20 protein-coding genes and 1 other RNA gene are annotated in these 19716 nt (G+C 29.0%); 18 read left to right on the top strand and 3 right to left on the bottom strand.

The window, feature by feature from the left end:
* From ACU68Y_RS01780 to rnpB, 3 genes are all read left to right on the top strand, one after another.
* The gene (locus tag ACU68Y_RS01780; RefSeq protein ID WP_446755270.1) at nucleotides 1-693 is read left to right on the top strand and encodes a tRNA (adenine(22)-N(1))-methyltransferase; all 693 of its coding nucleotides are present in this window, start codon (nucleotides 1-3) and stop codon (nucleotides 691-693) included.
* Nucleotides 683-1462, top strand: a complete 780-nt coding sequence (locus tag ACU68Y_RS01775) for a Nif3-like dinuclear metal center hexameric protein (RefSeq protein WP_446755269.1) — start codon at nucleotides 683-685, stop codon at nucleotides 1460-1462. The genes ACU68Y_RS01780 and ACU68Y_RS01775 overlap by 11 nt, the downstream gene beginning before the upstream one ends.
* A 19-nt stretch (nucleotides 1463-1481) precedes the next feature.
* Nucleotides 1482-1811, top strand: an RNA gene (gene rnpB, locus ACU68Y_RS01770) — RNase P RNA component class A.
* A 35-nt stretch (nucleotides 1812-1846) separates the two neighbouring features.
* On the opposite strand, the gene ACU68Y_RS01765 is transcribed toward rnpB, so the two are convergent.
* From ACU68Y_RS01765 to ymfI, 3 genes are read right to left on the bottom strand one after another with little or no spacing between them, the layout of a single operon-like run.
* A complete protein-coding gene (locus tag ACU68Y_RS01765; protein WP_446755268.1) occupies nucleotides 1847-3196 on the bottom strand; it encodes a sensor histidine kinase in 1350 nt (449 codons plus the stop codon).
* Nucleotides 3186-3905, bottom strand: coding sequence for a response regulator transcription factor (locus ACU68Y_RS01760; protein WP_002838238.1), 720 nt, complete (start codon nucleotides 3903-3905; stop codon nucleotides 3186-3188). Before ACU68Y_RS01760 ends, ACU68Y_RS01765 begins: the two co-directional genes overlap by 11 nt.
* On the bottom strand, nucleotides 3898-4635 hold the full coding sequence (ymfI, locus tag ACU68Y_RS01755; RefSeq protein WP_446755267.1) for an elongation factor P 5-aminopentanone reductase: 738 nt from the start codon (nucleotides 4633-4635) through the stop codon (nucleotides 3898-3900). Before ymfI ends, ACU68Y_RS01760 begins: the two co-directional genes overlap by 8 nt.
* A 117-nt stretch (nucleotides 4636-4752) precedes the next feature.
* Here ymfI and ruvC point away from each other — a divergent pair, with 117 nt between their 5' ends.
* From ruvC to hslO, 15 genes are all read left to right on the top strand, one after another.
* Nucleotides 4753-5247, top strand: coding sequence for a crossover junction endodeoxyribonuclease RuvC (gene ruvC, locus ACU68Y_RS01750; protein ID WP_002838341.1), 495 nt, complete (start codon nucleotides 4753-4755; stop codon nucleotides 5245-5247).
* Between the two features lie 8 nt (nucleotides 5248-5255).
* The gene (gene ruvA / locus ACU68Y_RS01745; RefSeq protein ID WP_002838203.1) at nucleotides 5256-5852 is read left to right on the top strand and encodes a Holliday junction branch migration protein RuvA; all 597 of its coding nucleotides are present in this window, start codon (nucleotides 5256-5258) and stop codon (nucleotides 5850-5852) included.
* Between the two features lie 8 nt (nucleotides 5853-5860).
* Complete coding sequence (gene ruvB / locus ACU68Y_RS01740; RefSeq protein WP_002838178.1) at nucleotides 5861-6868, top strand: Holliday junction branch migration DNA helicase RuvB; 1008 nt, start codon at nucleotides 5861-5863, stop codon at nucleotides 6866-6868.
* A gap of 9 nt (nucleotides 6869-6877) precedes the next feature.
* On the top strand, nucleotides 6878-7915 hold the full coding sequence (gene queA / locus ACU68Y_RS01735) for a tRNA preQ1(34) S-adenosylmethionine ribosyltransferase-isomerase QueA (protein WP_002838448.1): 1038 nt from the start codon (nucleotides 6878-6880) through the stop codon (nucleotides 7913-7915).
* A complete protein-coding gene (gene tgt / locus ACU68Y_RS01730) occupies nucleotides 7908-9047 on the top strand; it encodes a tRNA guanosine(34) transglycosylase Tgt (RefSeq protein ID WP_316449562.1) in 1140 nt (379 codons plus the stop codon). The genes queA and tgt overlap by 8 nt, the downstream gene beginning before the upstream one ends.
* Before the next feature lie 23 nt (nucleotides 9048-9070).
* Nucleotides 9071-9379, top strand: coding sequence for a preprotein translocase subunit YajC (yajC, locus tag ACU68Y_RS01725; protein ID WP_002838251.1), 309 nt, complete (start codon nucleotides 9071-9073; stop codon nucleotides 9377-9379).
* A gap of 66 nt (nucleotides 9380-9445) precedes the next feature.
* Complete coding sequence (gene recJ, locus ACU68Y_RS01720; RefSeq protein WP_002838139.1) at nucleotides 9446-11188, top strand: single-stranded-DNA-specific exonuclease RecJ; 1743 nt, start codon at nucleotides 9446-9448, stop codon at nucleotides 11186-11188.
* Nucleotides 11189-11252: 64 nt separating this feature from the next.
* Entirely contained in the window at nucleotides 11253-13424 is a 2172-nt protein-coding gene (locus tag ACU68Y_RS01715) for a RelA/SpoT family protein (RefSeq protein WP_002838433.1), read from the top strand.
* On the top strand, nucleotides 13424-13870 hold the full coding sequence (gene dtd / locus ACU68Y_RS01710; protein WP_002838147.1) for a D-aminoacyl-tRNA deacylase: 447 nt from the start codon (nucleotides 13424-13426) through the stop codon (nucleotides 13868-13870). The genes ACU68Y_RS01715 and dtd overlap by 1 nt, the downstream gene beginning before the upstream one ends.
* Nucleotides 13870-14478, top strand: coding sequence for an MBL fold metallo-hydrolase (locus tag ACU68Y_RS01705; protein WP_002838429.1), 609 nt, complete (start codon nucleotides 13870-13872; stop codon nucleotides 14476-14478). The genes dtd and ACU68Y_RS01705 overlap by 1 nt, the downstream gene beginning before the upstream one ends.
* 13 nt (nucleotides 14479-14491) lie before the next feature.
* On the top strand, nucleotides 14492-17110 hold the full coding sequence (locus ACU68Y_RS01700; RefSeq protein WP_002838315.1) for a valine--tRNA ligase: 2619 nt from the start codon (nucleotides 14492-14494) through the stop codon (nucleotides 17108-17110).
* A gap of 144 nt (nucleotides 17111-17254) precedes the next feature.
* Nucleotides 17255-17776, top strand: a complete 522-nt coding sequence (gene hpt, locus ACU68Y_RS01695; protein WP_002838339.1) for a hypoxanthine phosphoribosyltransferase — start codon at nucleotides 17255-17257, stop codon at nucleotides 17774-17776.
* Nucleotides 17769-18500 carry a class I SAM-dependent DNA methyltransferase gene (locus ACU68Y_RS01690; protein WP_446755266.1) on the top strand — a complete coding sequence of 244 codons (732 nt, stop codon included), beginning with the start codon at nucleotides 17769-17771 and terminating at the stop codon, nucleotides 18498-18500. The genes hpt and ACU68Y_RS01690 overlap by 8 nt, the downstream gene beginning before the upstream one ends.
* A 73-nt stretch (nucleotides 18501-18573) precedes the next feature.
* Nucleotides 18574-18777: a cold-shock protein gene (locus tag ACU68Y_RS01685; protein ID WP_002838099.1), complete on the top strand. Its 204-nt coding sequence runs from the start codon at nucleotides 18574-18576 to the stop codon at nucleotides 18775-18777.
* A 49-nt stretch (nucleotides 18778-18826) separates the two neighbouring features.
* A complete protein-coding gene (gene hslO / locus ACU68Y_RS01680) occupies nucleotides 18827-19705 on the top strand; it encodes an Hsp33 family molecular chaperone HslO (RefSeq protein WP_446755265.1) in 879 nt (292 codons plus the stop codon).
* The last annotated feature ends 11 nt before the right edge of the window (nucleotides 19706-19716 follow it).

Here is a 19716-nt window from a genome sequence, read left to right as displayed (position 1 = left end):
ATGAAAAAACTAAGGCTTGAAGAAATAATTAAGTTGGTTGAAGAAAATTCTATAGTTGCTGATATAGGGACGGATCATGGGATTGTTCCATATGAATTAGTAAAATCTGCAAAAGCTAAAAAAGTGATAGCTTCAGATATTAGTGAAAAATCTTTGGATAAATTGCGAGAAAAGTTAGATTATTTAGACGAACCCGAAAAGATTGTATTGAATGTGTCAGATGGTTTAGATAATTTAAATGAATATCAGGTTGATACTATTATAATTTCTGGAATGGGAGGAAATCTAATAGTTGATATTCTAAATAAAAACCTCGATATTGCTAAGAGTGCTAATTGTTTAATTTTAGGAGCGAACAATTCCTTGGCTTTGTTAAGAAGATTTCTGCATGAAAATTCTTTTGAAATCATTGAAGAAGTTGATTTATTTGAAAATGATAAATACTACCAAATTATAAAAGCAAAAGTCGGAAAGCAATTGTTTGTAAATGAATATGAGTATGAATTTGGCAAATATTTAATCGACAATAAATCAGTTTATTTGAAAAAATATATAAATCAACAGATAGAAAGTAAGAACACGATATTATCTAGTTTGTCGGGAAAAAAATCAGATAGTGTTAAAAGTGCAGTTGAAAATATCAATGTTGAAGTAAATGATCTTGAGAAAGTGTTGGATAAAATTGAAACTTAAAGATTTTATAAAATGGTTTGAAAAATTAGTTCCTTTGGAACTTCAGGAAGATTTTGATAATTGCGGTCTGCAATTTGGAAATCTTGAACTAGAGATTAATAAAATTTTGATATCACTTGATTTAGATGATAATTGCTTGAATAAAGCGATTAGAGAAAATTATGATCTCATTATTACACATCATCCTGTTATTTTTCACCCATTGAAAAGTATTATTGAAACAGAAAACAGTGTAAATACTCGATTAATTAAAGCTATCAAAAACGATATTTGTATTTATTCATCACATACTAATTTGGACAGAATGGAATTTGGAGTAAGTTATGCTTTGGCAAGTAAAATAGGACTTAAAAATACAAAAAACTTAAAAGAGTGTGATAATAATACTGGTTATGGAAAATATAGTGACATAGATGAGATTTTTGCTGAAGATTTTATTCAATTAGTAAAACAAAATCTAAAGCTCGATAATGTCATAGTATATGGAAATACTGAGTGTAATGTAAATAGAATTGCGGTCCTTGGTGGAAGTGGAGGTCACTTCATAAAGGATTGTGTTGAAAAAAATTGTGATGTATTTATATCTTCAGAATTTAAACACGACCAACAGATAGATGCTTCAGATAATAATTTAATATTAATTGATATCGGACATTATGAATCAGAAAAATTTATGCTTGAACCATTGAAGAAATGTATTCAAACATCTTTTCCGGACATAAAAGTTGATTTAAATTTTTTAGATAAACCAACTAGAAAAATTTTCTAGTTGTGTTATAATATTATGGTGACTAAATCAGATAATCGCATGAATTCATGAGGAAAGTCCGTGCACTATAGAGCGAGGATGCTGGATAACGTCCAGTGGGGGCGACCCTAAGGCTAGTGCAACAGAGATATACCGCCATTTAATGGTAAGGGTGGAAAGGTAGGGTAAGAGCCTACCAGCATAAAGGTGACTTTATGGCTATGTAAACCCCATTCAGTGCAAAATCAAATAGGAATAAAGACGGCTGCTCGTCGTCTCCGGCAGGTAGATTGCTTGAACTAATTGGTAACAATTAGTCTAGATAGATGATTATCAAATACAGAACACGGCTTATAGATTTGGTCATAAAAAAGATTGGTAGCATTGCTGTTACCAATCTTTTTTTTATTTCGTAATTATACTATCATCAAAGGAAACCAACATTACAGTTCCTAAGTTTAATTTTGAGTTTACTGAAATGTTTGCTCCGATTATGTCAGTATAATTTTTTACAATAGATAAACCGAGTCCATAACCATTTGTTTTGGTATTTCTGCAGTCATCAACTCTGAAAAATCTTTCGAAAATTTTAGGCTTATTTTCTTCGCTAATTCCAATACCAGTATCTTTTACAGATATCACAATTTTTTTGTTAATGTGTCTTGCTCTTAATAAAACTGAGTCTCCTTTTTTACATGCTTTTAATGCGTTAGATAACAAGTTAATAATAATATTTGCTAATTTTTCTCTGTCAGTAATAATGTCCAAATTCTCTGAGATTTCTAAATCGAACAAAACTCCTGAATTATCATATTGAGTCTTCATTGATTTGTATATTTCATTTAGAAAATCTGATAAATTGAATTTAGAAGGATTATAAATTGTCTCAGGTGTAGATTTTTTAAATGTATTATTTAATTGATTAATTAAACTTGTAAGTCTGTCAACCTCCACAAGAAGCATATTTACGTTTTCTTTATTTGATTCCATAATACCATCTTGCATTAACTCTAAGTTAACTCTTAAATTCGTAAGAGGTGTTCTTAATTCATGACTGATGTTTTGTGCATACTGTTTTCTATTAAACTCTTGTGATTTTAATGAATTTGCCATATAGTTTATGTTTTGAGATAGTTGATTTACTTCAACAATTCTACTTTTTATATCAGGCACAGCGTAAATCTGTTTTCTGATATTAACAGTTGCTTGTGTGAGTTCTTCTATTGGGTTGGTTATTTTACGTGAAAGATATATAGAAATTATTAATCCTGTAAAGTAAGATAAAAACAAAGATAAAATTATAAATCTAAAAAGATTAGTTATAAAAACTTCACTTCTTTTTTTGAAATTATTATTAACTCTATAGATATATTTTATTTGACCTATTTTTTTATTGTTCTTATCATAAACATCTTTTACAATAGTATTATAAAGAGATGTTTTCTTAGCTAATTCAAAGCCTTCAGAAAAACTGTAAAGTTCTTTTTCGTTATTATCATAGAAAATTACATCTAAGTCTAGTTCGCTTAGATACCACATATATTGATCTATTCTTTTTTTACTTAACCCTTGTTGGTGATCTATAAATAAATTTTTTGTTAATTGTTCTATCTTATTTCGTCTATTTAACTCTTCATTATCAACAAAATTTTTAAATGAAAATTGAAAAACAAAAACAGCAATAAATGATAATAATAAAATAGGAAATAGAATAGCTCTTAAAAATTCATACAAAATTTCAGATTTAAGCTTCATCGTAAACACCCAATTTGTAACCTACACCATATATAGTTTTTATATATCGAGGTTTTTTAGGATTATCTTCAATTTTATGCCTAATGTTTTTTATATGAGTATCAATAGCTCGGTCAAAAGCTTCATAATCATATCCAAAAGATAATTCTATTATTTCATCTCTAGTAAAAATTTTGTTAGGATTCGAAAATAAAGTTTTGATTATTTGAAATTCATTACTTGTAAGACTAATATTTTCTCCATCTTTAATAAAAGTATTATCATCAAAAGAAATACTAACTCGTCCATTATCAAAATAAATCTTATCTGATTTAGGTAGACCAAGTTTTTCAACTCTCCTCAAGATTGTTTTTACTTTTTGTACTAAAATTTTTAAACTAAAAGGTTTAGTTATATAATCGTCAGCTCCAAGCTTTAATCCTTCTAATATTTCATCTTCATCTATTTTCGCAGTAACCATTATGACAGGAGTTTCTGTTCTGGACCTAATAACTTCCATAACTTTTTCCCCACTTATTTTAGGAAGCATCAAATCCAAAATAATCATCGAATAATCCGTTGAATTAATCATATCGATGGCTTCTTGTCCATCAAAAGCTTGTTCAACTCTAAAACCTTCAACTTCTAAGTATTTTTTTTCAGCATTAGAGATATTTTTTTCATCTTCTACTATTAAAATTTTAATATCTGTTAAGTTTTCTTTAAACAATTACAAAACCTCCATTTGGACTTAATATTTGTCCAGTCATAAATGAATTTTTATCGGATATTAAAAATTCCACTAAATTTGCTATATCTTCTGGTGTTCCAAGCCTACCCATAGGAGTATCTTCTACTACGTATTCCAAATCATCCTTTGATATATTATTTAACATCGGTGTATTAATTGCGCCAGGAGCTATTGCGTTTATTTTAATATTACTATATCCAAATTCTTTAGCTAATGACTTCGTTAAACCGATTATGGCTGATTTGGTTGCAGAATAACAAGATTCCATTGATCCACCAATCATACCCCAAATAGATGTTATATTAATGATATTACCGTCTTTATTGTCTAGCATATCTTCTAGTGCTAATTTTGAAATGTGATAATTTCCATGGACATTAACATCAAACATATTATACCAATCATCTATTTCGATATCTTGAAATTGTTCTACAATTGATATACCAGCATTATTAATCAATATATCAACACATCTAAATTTATTTCTTATAAATTTAAACATTTCCTCGCATTCGTCATAATTTCTTAAATCACATTTATAAGATATTGCATCTATTCCTTTATTTCTTATATTTTTAACGATTTGTTTCGCTTTATCTTCATTATTAAAGTAGTGCACAACGATTCTGTATTCAGGGTGATTTTCTAACATTTTACAAATTCCTTCACCAATACCACCGCTAGCACCAGTTATTAAAATAGTCTTCATTTTATCTCCTTCTTAACTGATTATATTATAACATATAGGTAAATTAACAAGTTAAAATGTTTATGATATAATATTAAAACATGTTAAAATATATTATAGTATAGGATTTGATAATAAATGAGAGTTTTAGGCATTGATCCTGGTATAGCAATAGTTGGCTATTCTATATTGGATTATGATAATAACAAAATAAAATGTCTTGAATATGGCTGTATTACAACCAGTTCAAAATCAGCATTACCTGATAGGCTATCATTCATTTATCAAGAAATGAATAAAATTATTGATGAATTTCAACCTGATGATTGTGCTTTTGAAGAATTATTTTTTAATAAAAACGTAAAGACAGCTATAACTGTTTCACAAGCAAGAGGAGTAGAAATTCTAAGCTGTATAAATAAAGATTTAAGCCTTTATGAGTATACGCCACTTCAAATAAAACAAGCGGTTGTTGGATATGGCAGAGCGGATAAAAGACAAGTTCAGGAAACTGTCAAAACAATTTTAAAATTTAATGAAATACCTAAACCAGATGATGCAGCAGATGCAGTTGCAGTGGCTTTATGTCATATTTTTGGTAGTAAATTTAAATATTTAAATGAAATGAAATAGGAGATAATATGTATTCGTATATTATTGGAGTTATAACAGAAGTTCATGAAAACTACATAGTATTAGAAAATAACAATATTGGTTATAAAATTTTCATAACTGATTTTTTTAGGGATAATGTTAGTGCTTTTGATGAATATAAAGTTTATACTGAATTCGTTGAAAGAGAAGATGCGAGCATATTATATGGTTTTTCATCTCAAAAAGAAAGAGAATTATTTAATTTATTAACAGATGTTACATCTATAGGTCCAAAATATGCAATGAATATATTATCAACGATGACTGTTGATGAATGTAAAACTGCTATTATAACAGATGATATTAAACTTTTGACACAAGCACCAGGCGTGGGTAAAAAAACTGCATCAAGAATTATTTTAGAACTAAAAGAAAAAATAGAAAAAGACTTTGTTCCATCAGAAAAGCCTGTTAATAAAGAAGTGAAAAGATCTAATGATTCAGAATTTGCAAGAGAGGCATTGTTACAGCTTGGTTATTTTAAAAACGATGTCGATGCGTTTATTGAAAATACTGATATTTCTGGTTTATCCATTGAAGATATAATGAAAAAAGCAATGAAAAGTTTAGATAGTAGTAGGTAGGTGAGAAGATGGAAGATAAAAATGATAGAATTGTCGGAGCATCTTTTACGAAAATTGATGAAGACATTGACTTTAATTTAAGACCAAAATGGATGAGCGATTACATTGGTCAAGATAAAGTAAAAAAGAAACTATCAATATTTATTGAAGCTGCAAAGAATAGAAACGAACCATTAGATCACGCGCTATTATATGGACCACCTGGACTTGGGAAAACCACATTAGCACACATTATAGCTAATGAAATGGGTGTTAATTTGAGAGTAACCAGTGGACCTGCCATAGAAAAGCCTTCTGATTTGGCTAGTATCCTCACAAATTTGCAAAAAGATGATGTTTTGTTTATAGATGAAATACATAGGATTAATCGATCGGTCGAAGAAATATTGTATCCTGCAATGGAAGATTATGCTTTGGATATAATAGTTGGAAAAGGACCTTCTGCAAGAAGTTTAAGAATAGATTTGGAGAAATTTACACTTATTGGCGCTACGACAAGGTCTGGTCAATTGACAGGACCACTGCGTGATAGATTTGGTGTTCTATTAAACTTAGAATTATACGATATAGAAAGTTTGAAAAAAATAGTTACAAGATCTGCAGGAGTTTTGGGAATAGGAATTGATGAAGAAGGAGCTATGGAAATAGCTAGAAGAAGTAGAGGTACTCCAAGAATTGCAAACAGGCTATTAAAAAGAGTAAGAGATTATGCTGAAGTAAGGGCAGATGGTACTATAACACAAGAAATAAGTAATCGTGGTTTAAATTTGTTGGAAGTTGATAAATGTGGACTAGATTATGTTGATAGAAAAATCATAATGACAATGATTAATAACTTTGATGGTGGGCCTGTTGGTGTCGATACAATTGCAGCGGCTACAGGTGAAGAAAGAATTACTATTGAAGATGTTTATGAACCATATTTGCTACAAATTGGTTTTATCAACAGAACTTCCAGAGGAAGAATTGTCACAGATAAAGCATATAAGCATTTTAATATAGTTCGAAAGAGGTGATTTTATAAGATGAATACAGATGATTTTGATTACGAGTTAGATGAAAAATTTATAGCACAAACTCCATTAGATAAAAGAGATGAATCTAAACTAATGGTTATGGATAGATTTAATGGAAATACAGAAATTAAAAAGTTTTATAATATTATAGATTATTTAAATCCTGGCGATGTTTTAGTATGTAATAACACAAGAGTTATTCCCGCTAGACTTTTTGGACACAGACCAGAAAAAGAAGAAAAGATTGAGGTTTTACTTCTACAACAAACTGAGGATAAATGGGAATGTTTAGTAAAACCTGGAAAGAAAATGAAATTAAATCAAGTTATAGAGTTTTCTGACAGTGTAAGTGCTAAAGTTGTTGACATAACAGAAGATGGATCTAGAATTTTAAAATTTGAATATGAAGGAATATTCGAAGAGCGATTAGATGAACTGGGAAATATGCCCCTTCCTCCATATATAAAAGAAAAATTGAATGATAAGGAAAGATACCAAACTGTTTATTCCAAACACAATGGAAGTGCAGCGGCTCCCACAGCAGGACTTCATTTCACCAATGAATTATTAGAAAAAATCAAAGATAAAGGAATTTATGTAGTTTTCTTAACATTACACGTAGGTTTAGGAACATTTAGGCCAGTTAAAGTTGACGATGTTAAAGATCATCACATGCATTCAGAATATTACACTATTAGTCAAGAAACTGTAGATATAATTAATCGACAAAAAAGCAAGGGTCACAATATTATAGCGGTAGGTACTACTAGCGTAAGAACTTTAGAGACTGTAACACACAATAATAATTCAAAATTAGTGGCTGAAAGTGGCTGGACAGATATTTTTATTTATCCGGGATTTGAATTTAATATCGTGGATAGCTTAATCACTAACTTCCATTTACCAAAGTCTACTTTAATGATGTTAGTTAGTGCTTTTTCTAAGAAGGAATATATTTTTGATGCTTATGAAAAAGCAAAACAAAATGATTTTAGATTTTTTAGCTTTGGAGACGCTATGTTTATAAATGGAGGAAGGAATGTTTAAATTTACACTAGAGAAAAATTCTTCTCAATGCAAAGCAAGAACAGGAACAATAGAAACGAATCATGGTGTTATTAAAACACCTGTGTTTATGCCTGTAGGAACAAGAGCTACAGTAAAAGCAATGAACAATGATGAATTAAAATCAATTGGTTCACAAATTATTCTTTCGAACACATATCATTTATATTTGAAACCAGGGCAAGAAATTATAAGAAAAGCAGATGGCCTTCATAAATTTATGAATTGGGACAGACCAATTCTAACTGATAGTGGTGGATTTCAAGTTTTCAGTTTGAGTAAGACGAGAAAAATTACGGAAGAAGGAGTACAATTCAGAAGTCATATTGATGGATCAAAACATTTTATATCTCCAGAAAAATCAATGGAAATACAGAATGATTTAGGATCTGATATAATGATGGCTTTTGATGAATGCGTTCCTTATCCAGCAAGTTATGAATACACTGAAGATTCCATGAAAAGGACTTTAAGATGGCTTAAAAGATGCAAAGATTATCATAAAAACATTGACAGACAAAATCTCTTTGGAATAATTCAGGGTGGAATGTACAAAGATTTAAGAGAATATTCTGCAAAGAATACAATTGATTTTGACTTGCCTGGATATGCTATAGGTGGACTATCAGTTGGTGAACCACGAGATTTGATGATTGAGTTATTAGATTTTACAACTGATTTTATGCCTGAGAACAAACCGAGATATCTAATGGGCGTTGGTACACCGGATTATTTATTTGAAGCTGTAGAACATGGAGTAGACATGTGCGATTGCGTTCTTCCTACAAGAATCGCTCGTAATGGAACTGCTCTAACTTCTAAAGGTAAATTGGTAGTAAAAAACGCAAAATACAAAGACGATTTTTCACCTCTTGATGAAAATTGCGATTGCTATGCCTGCAAAAATCATACTAGAGCATATATTAGACATTTGTTGAATGTAGATGAAATATTGGGAGCTAGATTATTGTCTATTCATAATTTGAGATTTTTAATTAACATGATGGAAAATATTCGCAAATCAATAGAAGAAGATAGATACTTAGAATTTAAAGATGAATTCTATAGAAATTATGGTTATGATTATCACCAAAAATGTGATATTATTAAATAAGTAAATATTTAAGGAGGATTATTATGCCAAAAATGTTAGCATCGTTGTTGCCTTTGATTGCACTTTTTGCTGTAATGTATTTTTTAATGATTCGCCCACAACAAAAACAACAAAAGCAACTCATGGATATGAGAAACGCTATAAAAGTTGGAGACGAAGTAATTACAATTGGTGGAGTTAAAGGAACTATAGTTTCTGTAACTGATGATAGTGTTATATTAGAAACTTCATCACAAAAAACTAGACTTGAATTTGTTAGAAATGCAATTGCTTCAAATGTTAAAGCATCAAAAGTAACAGAAAATAAAAAAGAAGATAATGAAGTAAAATAGAAATTGATTTATAGTTCAAACTTAGCATTTGGGCTATAAATCCATTTTTTTATTTGGAGATAATGAATGAATAAATGGTTAATTAATAATAGAGGAAATAATTATAACGAAGTATCAAAAAAATATAATATTCATCCATTAATAGCAAAAATTTTGCTAAATAGAAATATCACTGATTTTGAAAAATTTTTAAATCCTAATGCAGAAAATTCATATCATAATCCTTTTTTAATGAAGGATATGGATAAGGCAGTAGATATAATTATTAGCACTATAGATCATAATGAAAAAATAAGAATAGTAGGAGATTATGATCAAGATGGAAATTCTTCTACTATGACTCTACTAGATGGACTTGGATATTTTACAGATAAAATTTCCTATGATATTCCTAATAGAATGACAGATGGATATGGCATTTCCTTTAGTATAATAGACAAATGTATCGAAGATAATATAGATTTAATAATAACTTGTGACAATGGTATTAGTGCAATTGAACAGTGTGATTATGCAAGGAAAAATGGAATTAAAATAATTGTAACTGATCATCATCAAACAATAAAACATGATGGAAAAGAAATAATTCCAAATGCTGATGCGGTCGTTAACCCACAACAACAATCTTGCAAATATCCTTTTAAAAGTTTATGTGGTGCAGGGGTTGCTTATAAATTAATACAAGCTATTAATATAAAAAAAGGATATGGAATGCTAGAATGTGAAAATTTGCTTCAATATGTAGCAATGGGAACAGTATGTGACATAGTCGATTTAAAAGATGAGAATAGGTATTTTGTTACAAAAGGTTTAGAAGAAATCAATAATACAGATAATTACGGTTTAAAATGCTTGATCAACATGACTGGAATTAAAAATTCAATAAATGTATACAGTTTAGGATTTATAATTGGTCCTTGTATCAATGCAGCAGGAAGATTGGATACTGCAAAATTAGGAGTGGAACTATTTAGAGATGAAAATATGGATAATGTTGAAGCATATGCAAAAATTTTAGTCGATCTTAATGAAAAAAGAAAAAAACTAACAGAAGATGGATTTAATAAAGCTGTCGAAATTATCGAAAATACCGCACTAAAAAACGACGATATTTTAATTTGCAATGTGGAAGGAATTCATGAAAGTGTTTGTGGAATAATAGCTGGAAGAATAAAAGAAAAATATAATAAACCAACTTTAATCTTAACGGAATCTGAAAATAAAAATTTACTAAAAGGATCTGGAAGAAGTATATCAGAATATGATATTTTTGAAGAGTTTGATGAGTTTAGAGATATGTTCGTATCTTTTGGAGGTCATCCTATGGCATGTGGATTATCAATTGAAAAAAATAAATTAGATGAGTTTAGAACTAAAATTAATAAAAATAGCAAACTTACAGAAGATGATTTTGTTAAGAAAATCTTGATAGACTCTAGCTTTTATATTGATAAAATCGATTTTGAATTGATAGAAGAAATTGGTAATTTGCGTCCATTTGGAAAAGATAATCCTAGACCGATTTTAGGAGATAAGGATGTTGAAATTATATTTGCCAAAATGATAGGGAAGAATCAAAATGTATTAAAAATGAAATTACTAAAAAACAACAAAGCAATAGATGCAATTTTGTTTACGGATGCTATAGAAAAATATAACTATTTATTAGGAAAATTTGGTGAAAATGTATTAAAGGAACTTGAAAATAGTATTTCTTGTAAAGCTTATATAGATATTTTATACTATCCAGAAATTAATGATTTTAATAATGTCAAAAATATTCAATTAAATTTAATTGATTTAAGATAAATGTTAACAATAATGCTCATGTTATGGTATAATTATAACAAAATAATTATTAGGAGGTAGCTTTATGCATTATGAACAATCGGATTTACAAAGTTTGATAAAATCAATAAAATCTTATAATCCAAATACTGATGTAGATGAGATAACTAGGGCATATGGCTACATGGTTAGAGCTCATGAAGGTCAGTTTAGAAACTCTGGTGAGCCTTATGCAATTCATCCAATGGCAGTAGCCAAAATTTTGGCTTCATTAAACATGGATGATGCAACTATCATAGCCGGGTTATTTCACGACGTCGTGGAAGATACTGAAATAACTTATGAAGATTTAGAGTATTTATTTAGTAAAGAAATTGCTGACCTGGTCGATGGTGTAACAAAATTAAAACAAATTAAATTTAAAACAAAAAAGGACAATCAAGCCGAAAATTTAAAGAAAATGATTCTTGCTATGGCTAAGGATATCAGAGTAATTATTATCAAGTTATCAGATAGACTTCATAATATGAGAACTTTGGAATATATGACTCGTGAAAAGCAAATCGAAAAAGCTAACGAAGTATTAGAAATTTATGCACCACTTGCACATAGACTTGGGATGTCCACGATAAAATGGGAATTAGAAGATTTAAGCTTAAAATATTTAGAACCAAATATTTATCAAGATATTGTAAATAAAATCAACGAGACAAGACAACAAAGAGAATCGCAAATACAAAATATAATAAGACAATTTCAAAATGAACTAGAAAAATGCAATATTAAAGCAGAAATATTTGGAAGACCAAAAAGTATATTTTCGATTTATAAGAAAATGTACAAAAAACATTTGGCTTTTGAAGAAATTAAAGATTTGTCTGCAATTAGAGTTATCGTAAATAAAGAAAGTGAATGTTATGATGTATTGGGAATTGCTCATAGATTTTTCAGGCCAATCCCAAATACTTTCAAAGATTATATAGCAACACCAAAACCAAACATGTATCAATCATTGCATACGACGATATTAGCGCATGATGGAAGAACTTATGAGATTCAAATAAGAACTTGGGAAATGCATAAGACATCTGAGTATGGTATTGCTGCACATTGGAAATATAAAGAAGGAACTTCGAATAAAAAATCAAAATATGATAGCAAATTAGCTTGGTTGAGAGAAATAATGGATTGGCAGAAAGATTATACTGATTCAAAAGAATTCATGGACTTATTCAAAGAAGAATTTGCCAATGATGAGGTTTTTGTCTACTCTCCAAAAGGCGACGTAATGGATTTGCCATCAGGTTCGACACCTATTGATTTTGCGTATAGAGTTCACTCAGCAGTTGGAAATAAATGTGTAGGTGCTAAGGTAGACGGTAAAATAGTACCATTAACTTACAAACTAAAAACAGGAAATGTGGTAGAAATACTTACAAATCCAAACTCAGGTCCTTCAAAAGATTGGCTTAAAATCGTAAAGTCTTCTCAAGCAAAAACAAAAATTAAGCAGTGGTTTAAAAAAGAGCAGAGAACAGAAAACATCGTTTTTGGACGAGATATGCTTGAAAAAGAAGTTGCGAAAATGGGATATAGTTTTAATGAATTGCTAAAAAGAGATTGGCTTGAAGAAATTGCTAGTAAGCTAAGTTTTTCATCGTTAGATGATTTGTATGCAGCAATTGGATATGGGTCGACAAGAGTTACACAAGTAATTCCAAAACTAAAAGAGTATCATAAAGATTATTATGAAACAGATCAAGTTGTTAATAAACCAAATCATGTTGATTTTGTCAATGAGGAACCTAAAGAAAGTGGCGTTGTAATTGATGGTATTGACAATGTCGAAATAAAATTAGCTAAATGCTGTAATCCGATACCTGGTGATGAAATAGTAGGATATATTACTAGAGGTAGAGGAATAAGTGTTCATAGAAAAGATTGCTCTAATGTAAAGTCTATAGATGATAAGGACAGACTTATCCCGGTTAGATGGGGAAATAATTTATTAAATCGTAATTACCAAGTTGAACTTCAAATTATTTCTTTCAATAATGTTGGATATTTAGCAGCTATAACTAAAGTCATAAGTGAATGTAAATTAAACATCAAAACATTTAATACAAGAACTAATAAAGACAAAACAGTAACGATTAATATTATTTTAGAAATAAGTTCTAGCTCGGAAATTGATACTGTAATTGCGAGAATAAAAAACACAAAAGGAACTATAGATGTTTTTAGGGTGAATTCATAATGAAATTATTAGTTCAAAGAGTAAATGAAGCAAAAGTAGATATTAACGGTATAACAATAAGCAAAATAAATGACGGATTTCTAGTGCTTTTAGGAATTCATAAAGAAGATAATGAATCAGATATTGATTATTGTATTCGAAAACTTATTAACCTAAGAATATTTTCTGATGAAGACGATAAACTTAACCTTTCTATTAAAGACTTAAATTATGAAATATTGCTTGTATCTCAATTTACATTATATGCAAGTACAAGGAAAGGAAACAGACCTTCTTTTGATAAATGCGCAAAAGGAGAATTCGCTAAAAATTTATATGATAATTTTATAAAAAAGTTAAAATTAGAGAATGTACCTTTTCAAACTGGTGAATTTGGAGCAGATATGAAAGTATCACTTACAAATGACGGACCGGTTACAATAATTATAGATAGTAGGAGTGAATAATGACATTAGATAAAATAGTTACTACAAAATATGGTGAAAATATGTACATTTTATCAGAAGATAACAAATGTTTCGTAGTAGATCCAGGTGCACAAGCTGATGATATTTGTGAGTATATAAAAAATCGTAATTTAGAAATACAATTTATATTAATTACACATGGTCATTTTGATCATATATTTGCAGCAGAAGAATTAAAAAACAAACTTTGTACAGTTATTTATGCCCCTGAAAAAGAAAAAGATTTACTAGAAGATCCTGAAAAAAACTATACAAGAAAAGTTGGGAATCCAATTACTCTAACTGCAGATTATTATGTAAAAGAAGGGGATACTATTGAGTTTAATGATTCAAAGATATCGGTTTTAGAAACTCCAGGTCATACTTATGGCTCTTGCTGTTATATATACAAAGATATAATGTTTTCTGGAGATATGTTGTTTAAAAACTCAATAGGTAGATATGATTTACCAACTGCAAGTTATGGAGAGATTAAAAACAGCATCGAAAAATTAAAACTTTTAAATGATAATATAAAAGTATATCCAGGACATGGTCCAGAAACTAATATTGGTGACGAAAAGAAATACAATCCATATTTTAAATAAAATTAGGAGAATTATGAAAAATTTAGAAAAGAATTACAATCCAAAAGAATTTGAAGATAAAATATATAAAATCTGGGAAAATGAAGGTTACTTCAAAGGCATTATTGATAAAGACAAGAAACCATTTACGATAGTAATGCCTCCACCAAATGTAACAGGAAACTTACACCTTGGTCATGCATTGAATAATACAATCCAAGATATTTTAATAAGAAAAAATAGAATGGATGGATACAGTGCACTTTGGGTTCCGGGAACAGACCATGCTAGTATAGCAACTGAAGCTAAAGTTGTGAATAAATTAAAAGAAGAAGGAAAATCGAAAGAATCTCTAGGTAGAGATGGATTTTTGGAAGCATCGTGGGATTGGACACGTGAATATGGTGGTAACATTAAAAACCAATTAAAAAAATTGGGAGTATCTTGTGATTGGAGTAGAGAGGCATTTACTCTTGACGATAATTTAACTGAAGCAGTAGAAGAAGTATTCATTAAAATGTACAATGATGATTTGATATATCAAGGGGACAGAATTGTAAATTGGTGTCCAAATTGTCATACTGCTATAAGTGACATTGAAGTTATACACGAAGATGAATCGGGACATTTTTGGAATATAAGATATAAATTCAAAGATTCTGAAGATTATATTGTAATAGCAACAACTAGACCGGAAACACTATTGGGCGATTTAGCAGTTGCAGTTAATCCAGATGATGAAAGATACACTGATATTGTCGGAAAAACTTTGATATTACCATTAGTTAATAGAGAAATTAAAGTTATTGCTGATAGCTATGTTGATATGGAATTTGGTACTGGAATTGTTAAGATAACTCCTTCCCACGATCCTAATGACTTTGAAGTTGGTGCAAGACACAATTTGGGACAATGTATTGTAATTGACGAAGATGCAAAAATTGTTGAAGGATATGGTAAATATTCTGGTTTAGACAGATATGAAGCTCGAAAATTAATTATAGAAGATTTGGAAAAAATCGGACAATTAGATTCAGTAAAAGATCATGAACATGCTGTTGGCCATTGTGAGAGATGTCATACTACGGTTGAACCATTAATTAGTAAACAATGGTTTGTTAAAATGGATAAACTCGCAAAATTAGCCTTAGATGCATATAAGAAAGAAGAAATTAGATTTATACCAAAAAGGTTCGAAAAAGTTTATGTAAATTGGCTAGAAAATATACGAGATTGGTGTATATCTCGTCAATTATGGTGGGGACATAGACTTCCAGTTTATTATCATAATGAAACTGGAGAAGTAGTCGTTGCAAGAGAAAATCCTGATCAACAAAAATACACTCAAGATCCGGATACTTTAGATACTTGGTTCTCATCTGCATTATGGCCTTTCTCAACTTTAGGATGGCCACATGAAACAGAAGATTTAAAATATTTCTTCCCAACAAATGTATTAGTAACCGGATACGATATTATTTTCTTCTGGGTAATCAGAATGGTATTTTCGTCACTTTATAATTTAGGGGAAGTTCCTTTTAAAGATGTTTATTTGACAGGGTTAGTTAAAGACTCTCAAGGTAGAAAAATGTCAAAATCTTTGGGAAATGGAATTGATCCAATAGAGGTTATTGATCAATACGGTGCGGATGCTTTAAGATTTGCTTTAATAACTGGAAATACTCCAGGAAATGATTCAAGATTCTACATGGAAAAAGTTGAGGCAAATAGAAATTTCTGTAATAAATTATGGAATGCTTCTCGTTTTGTTTTTATGAATGTTGAAGAAAATGTAAAAAATATAGATGAAGTTGAATTGCAAATCGAAGATAAATGGATTATTTCTAGTTTAAATAATGTAATTGATGAAGTATCTACAAATTTAAACAAATACGAAATTGGTATCGCAGCTGAAAAAATATATGATTTTACATGGAATGTATTTTGCGATTGGTATATCGAATTAGTTAAACCAAGACTTTATGGAGATAATGCTAAGTTAAAAGAATCTGCAATATCAGTTTTGATATATACATTGACTAATGTAATAAAATTATTACATCCATTTATGCCATATATTACTGAAGAAATATATAGTTATCTTCCTAATAAAAATGATATGTTGATAAATGAAACATGGCCAAAATATTCTGAAAGCAATTCATTTAAGAAAGAAGAAGAAATAATAGATAAATTGGTAGAATCCGTTATTAGCATTAGAAATTCCAGACAAGAAATGAATATAGCGCCTAAAAAACAATCTGATGTGTATATATTAACTTCAGATAAGAGCTTAGAAGATGATTTTAAACAATTAGAATCATTATTTAGATCAAGTGTTTCCATTAATGAATATAAGGTTAATGAAGATATTTCTGAGGAAAATAACATAGTTATTGTTAAAGATTCATATAAAATTATTATTCCATTGAATGATTTGATTGATTATTCTAAAGAATTGGAAAGACTAGAAAAAGAATTGAACTCTGCTAAATCAGAATTAAAGAGAGCAGAATCTAAGCTTAAAAATGAAGGATTCTTAAAAGGTGCTCCTGAAAATCTTGTAGAAAAAGAAAAAGAAAAAGTTGAAAAATATTCACATTTAATCGACGATATTAATAATTCTATTTGCTCTATTAAGGAAAAAATGTAATGAAACTCGAAATCATATTTGGTTTTGTTTTGATTATGGTATTGGCTAGTTTACAGTATACTTTAAATAAAATTTTAGTATCATTAAAAAATATTGAGAAAAACATAAATGAGATATTAATTAATTCAAATTCAGAGGTGAATAATGAAAGAAGAAATATTATTAAATGAACAACAAATTAAAGAAAAAGTTAAAGAATTAGGTGCTCAAATCACAAAGGATTATAAAGATAAAAATCTATGTGTAATATCTCTTCTTAGAGGAAGTTTTATGTTCATGTCTGATTTGGTTAGACAAATTGATATGCCTATTTGCATTGATTTTATGACTACTTCATCTTATGAAGATGGTGAAGAATCAACAGGGAAAGTAAAAATTCTTACTGATGTTAGAGAAAACTTAGAAAATTATGATGTGCTTATAGTAGACGATATTATTGATTCTGGAAATACAATTGTAAATACTGTGGAATACATTAAACAAAAAAATCCAAAAAGCATAAAAACTTGCGTATTACTAGATAAACCAAGTAGGCGACAAGTTGAATATAACGCTGATTATGTAGGATTTGAAATTGATGATGTCTTCATAGTTGGTTATGGTTTAAATTATAAATCATCATATAGGAATATACCTTATATTTTTATTTGGAACCAAGATGTATAACGAATTTGCATATATTTACGATAAATTAACTTTTGATATTGACTACCAAAAGTATTCTGAAGTTATTAAACAAGAATTGAATAAGCTAAATATAAAACCCGAATCCATCCTAGAATTAGGAATCGGAAGTGGAAATATGACACAATTCTTTTACGATTCTTCTGTTGATTATACTGGAGTTGATCTTAGCAAAGAAATGCTTGAAATTTGTGCTGATAAATTTCCTAGAATTAATTTAATCAATGAAGATTTATGTGAATTGGAATTAGAACAAGATTATGATTTTATATTTTCAACATTAGATACAATAAATTATATACTTGACCCAGATAAATTACAGAATTTGTTTTTCAAAATTAATAAGATTTGTAAAGGAGTGTTTATGTTTGACGTAAACACCCCTTATAAGTTAATAGATATTATGGGAAACAATCACTTTGTATACGAGTATGAGGATATTTTCTATACTTGGGTAAATCAATATTACGAAGAGGATAACCTAATAGATTTTTATATTGATTTCTTTGTGAAAAATAAATATGATTCATACGAGAGAATTCAGGAAACACAAACAGAAAAAGTTTATAGCCTGGACACTCTAAGGTTTATGCTTTATAATTGTGGATTTACAGATGTAAAATTAATAGACTTTGATACAGGAAAATCTGTTAATGAAATTACGCAACGAGCATTATTTGTATGTGCTTTATGTAACGATGATTAATGCATTGTATATTTTTATTTTGTATGTTATATTAGTATAGTAAACAAAAGTAAACAAATTTTATGGAGGAAACATGACAAAAGGAAAAGTAAAATGGTTTAATGCAACAAAAGGTTTCGGATTTATCTCAACAGAAGATCAAGGAGACGTTTTTGTTCATTATACTGCAATAGAAGATAATGGGGAATACAGAAAATTAGAAGAAAATCAAGAAGTTGAATTTGAAATTTCTGAAGGACCTAAAGGTCTTCAAGCTTGTAATGTAAAGAAATTATAATAAAATTTTAAAAACACCCCTTTTAAGGGGTTTTTTATTTGGAGGTTATATGATAAATAAATTATATATTGCTACCGATTCTACTGAATCATTTAGATTTATTATTGTAGATTCTACAGATTTAGTTCAATCAGTAAGAAATATTCACAATACATCAGCAACAGCTTCAGCAGCCTTAGGAAGATTGAGTACGATGACAGCAATAATGAGCCATGAGTTAAAAAACGAATCACATAATATTACTTTGAATTTACAAGGAAATGGACAAGGTGGAATGTTAATATCTACGGTTAATGGTAGAGGAGAGGTAAAAAGTTATGTTAGTCATCCTGAAGTTGATTTGCCAACTAAATCTAATAAAAAATTAGACGTTGGTAGTTTTGTAGGAAATGAAGGATTGCTAACAGTTATAAAAGATTTTAAACTAAAAGAACCATATATTGGTCAAACTAGTTTAGTAAGTGGCGAAATAGCGGAAGATTTTAGTAATTATTTTTATCAATCTGATCAAAGACCTACTGTAGTAGCTTTAGGTGTATTAGTAGATACTGATTTATCAATTAAAAGTGCTGGGGGATTATTTATCCAAGCATTGCCAGGATTTGACGAATCATTAATAGATAAATTAGAATCAGATATAAATAAATTTCCACCAATTTCATCTCTTTTTGTAGCACATGATGATCCATTTGATATTTTAAATCAATATTTTTCGGATTTTGATTTGAAATTATTAGGTAAAAAAGAAGTCCAATATTTATGTGATTGTAATAGAGACAGAGTGGAGAGATCTTTAATTTCATTAGGCAAACAAACATTAACTGAACTGATTGAAGAAGATGGCAAGGCTGAGTTAGTGTGCGATTTTTGTAATAAAAAATATAACTTTTCCAAAGAAGAGTTAATAGAACTTAGAGACAATTTATAGGATGGTGTTGA

The sequence above is a fragment of the Finegoldia sp. P1-F-LS genome, from assembly GCF_052932205.1.
The sequence above is the reverse complement of the archived record's forward strand: the minus strand, read 5'-3'. Positions and strand labels throughout refer to the sequence as shown.

Coding starts and splice junctions, on each gene's coding strand:
- ACU68Y_RS01715 (WP_002838433.1), top strand. CDS start 11,253: ATGCATTATGAACAATCGGATTTACAAAGTTTGATAAAATCAATAAAA.
- ruvA (WP_002838203.1), top strand. CDS start 5,256: ATGTATTCGTATATTATTGGAGTTATAACAGAAGTTCATGAAAACTAC.
- ruvC (WP_002838341.1), top strand. CDS start 4,753: ATGAGAGTTTTAGGCATTGATCCTGGTATAGCAATAGTTGGCTATTCT.
- hpt (WP_002838339.1), top strand. CDS start 17,255: ATGAAAGAAGAAATATTATTAAATGAACAACAAATTAAAGAAAAAGTT.
- hslO (WP_446755265.1), top strand. CDS start 18,827: ATGATAAATAAATTATATATTGCTACCGATTCTACTGAATCATTTAGA.
- recJ (WP_002838139.1), top strand. CDS start 9,446: ATGAATAAATGGTTAATTAATAATAGAGGAAATAATTATAACGAAGTA.
- ACU68Y_RS01705 (WP_002838429.1), top strand. CDS start 13,870: ATGACATTAGATAAAATAGTTACTACAAAATATGGTGAAAATATGTAC.
- ACU68Y_RS01700 (WP_002838315.1), top strand. CDS start 14,492: ATGAAAAATTTAGAAAAGAATTACAATCCAAAAGAATTTGAAGATAAA.
- ACU68Y_RS01690 (WP_446755266.1), top strand. CDS start 17,769: ATGTATAACGAATTTGCATATATTTACGATAAATTAACTTTTGATATT.
- tgt (WP_316449562.1), top strand. CDS start 7,908: ATGTTTAAATTTACACTAGAGAAAAATTCTTCTCAATGCAAAGCAAGA.
- ruvB (WP_002838178.1), top strand. CDS start 5,861: ATGGAAGATAAAAATGATAGAATTGTCGGAGCATCTTTTACGAAAATT.
- ACU68Y_RS01685 (WP_002838099.1), top strand. CDS start 18,574: ATGACAAAAGGAAAAGTAAAATGGTTTAATGCAACAAAAGGTTTCGGA.
- ACU68Y_RS01765 (WP_446755268.1), bottom strand. CDS start 3,196: ATGAAGCTTAAATCTGAAATTTTGTATGAATTTTTAAGAGCTATTCTA.
- dtd (WP_002838147.1), top strand. CDS start 13,424: ATGAAATTATTAGTTCAAAGAGTAAATGAAGCAAAAGTAGATATTAAC.
- yajC (WP_002838251.1), top strand. CDS start 9,071: ATGCCAAAAATGTTAGCATCGTTGTTGCCTTTGATTGCACTTTTTGCT.
- ACU68Y_RS01780 (WP_446755270.1), top strand. CDS start 1: ATGAAAAAACTAAGGCTTGAAGAAATAATTAAGTTGGTTGAAGAAAAT.
- ymfI (WP_446755267.1), bottom strand. CDS start 4,635: ATGAAGACTATTTTAATAACTGGTGCTAGCGGTGGTATTGGTGAAGGA.
- queA (WP_002838448.1), top strand. CDS start 6,878: ATGAATACAGATGATTTTGATTACGAGTTAGATGAAAAATTTATAGCA.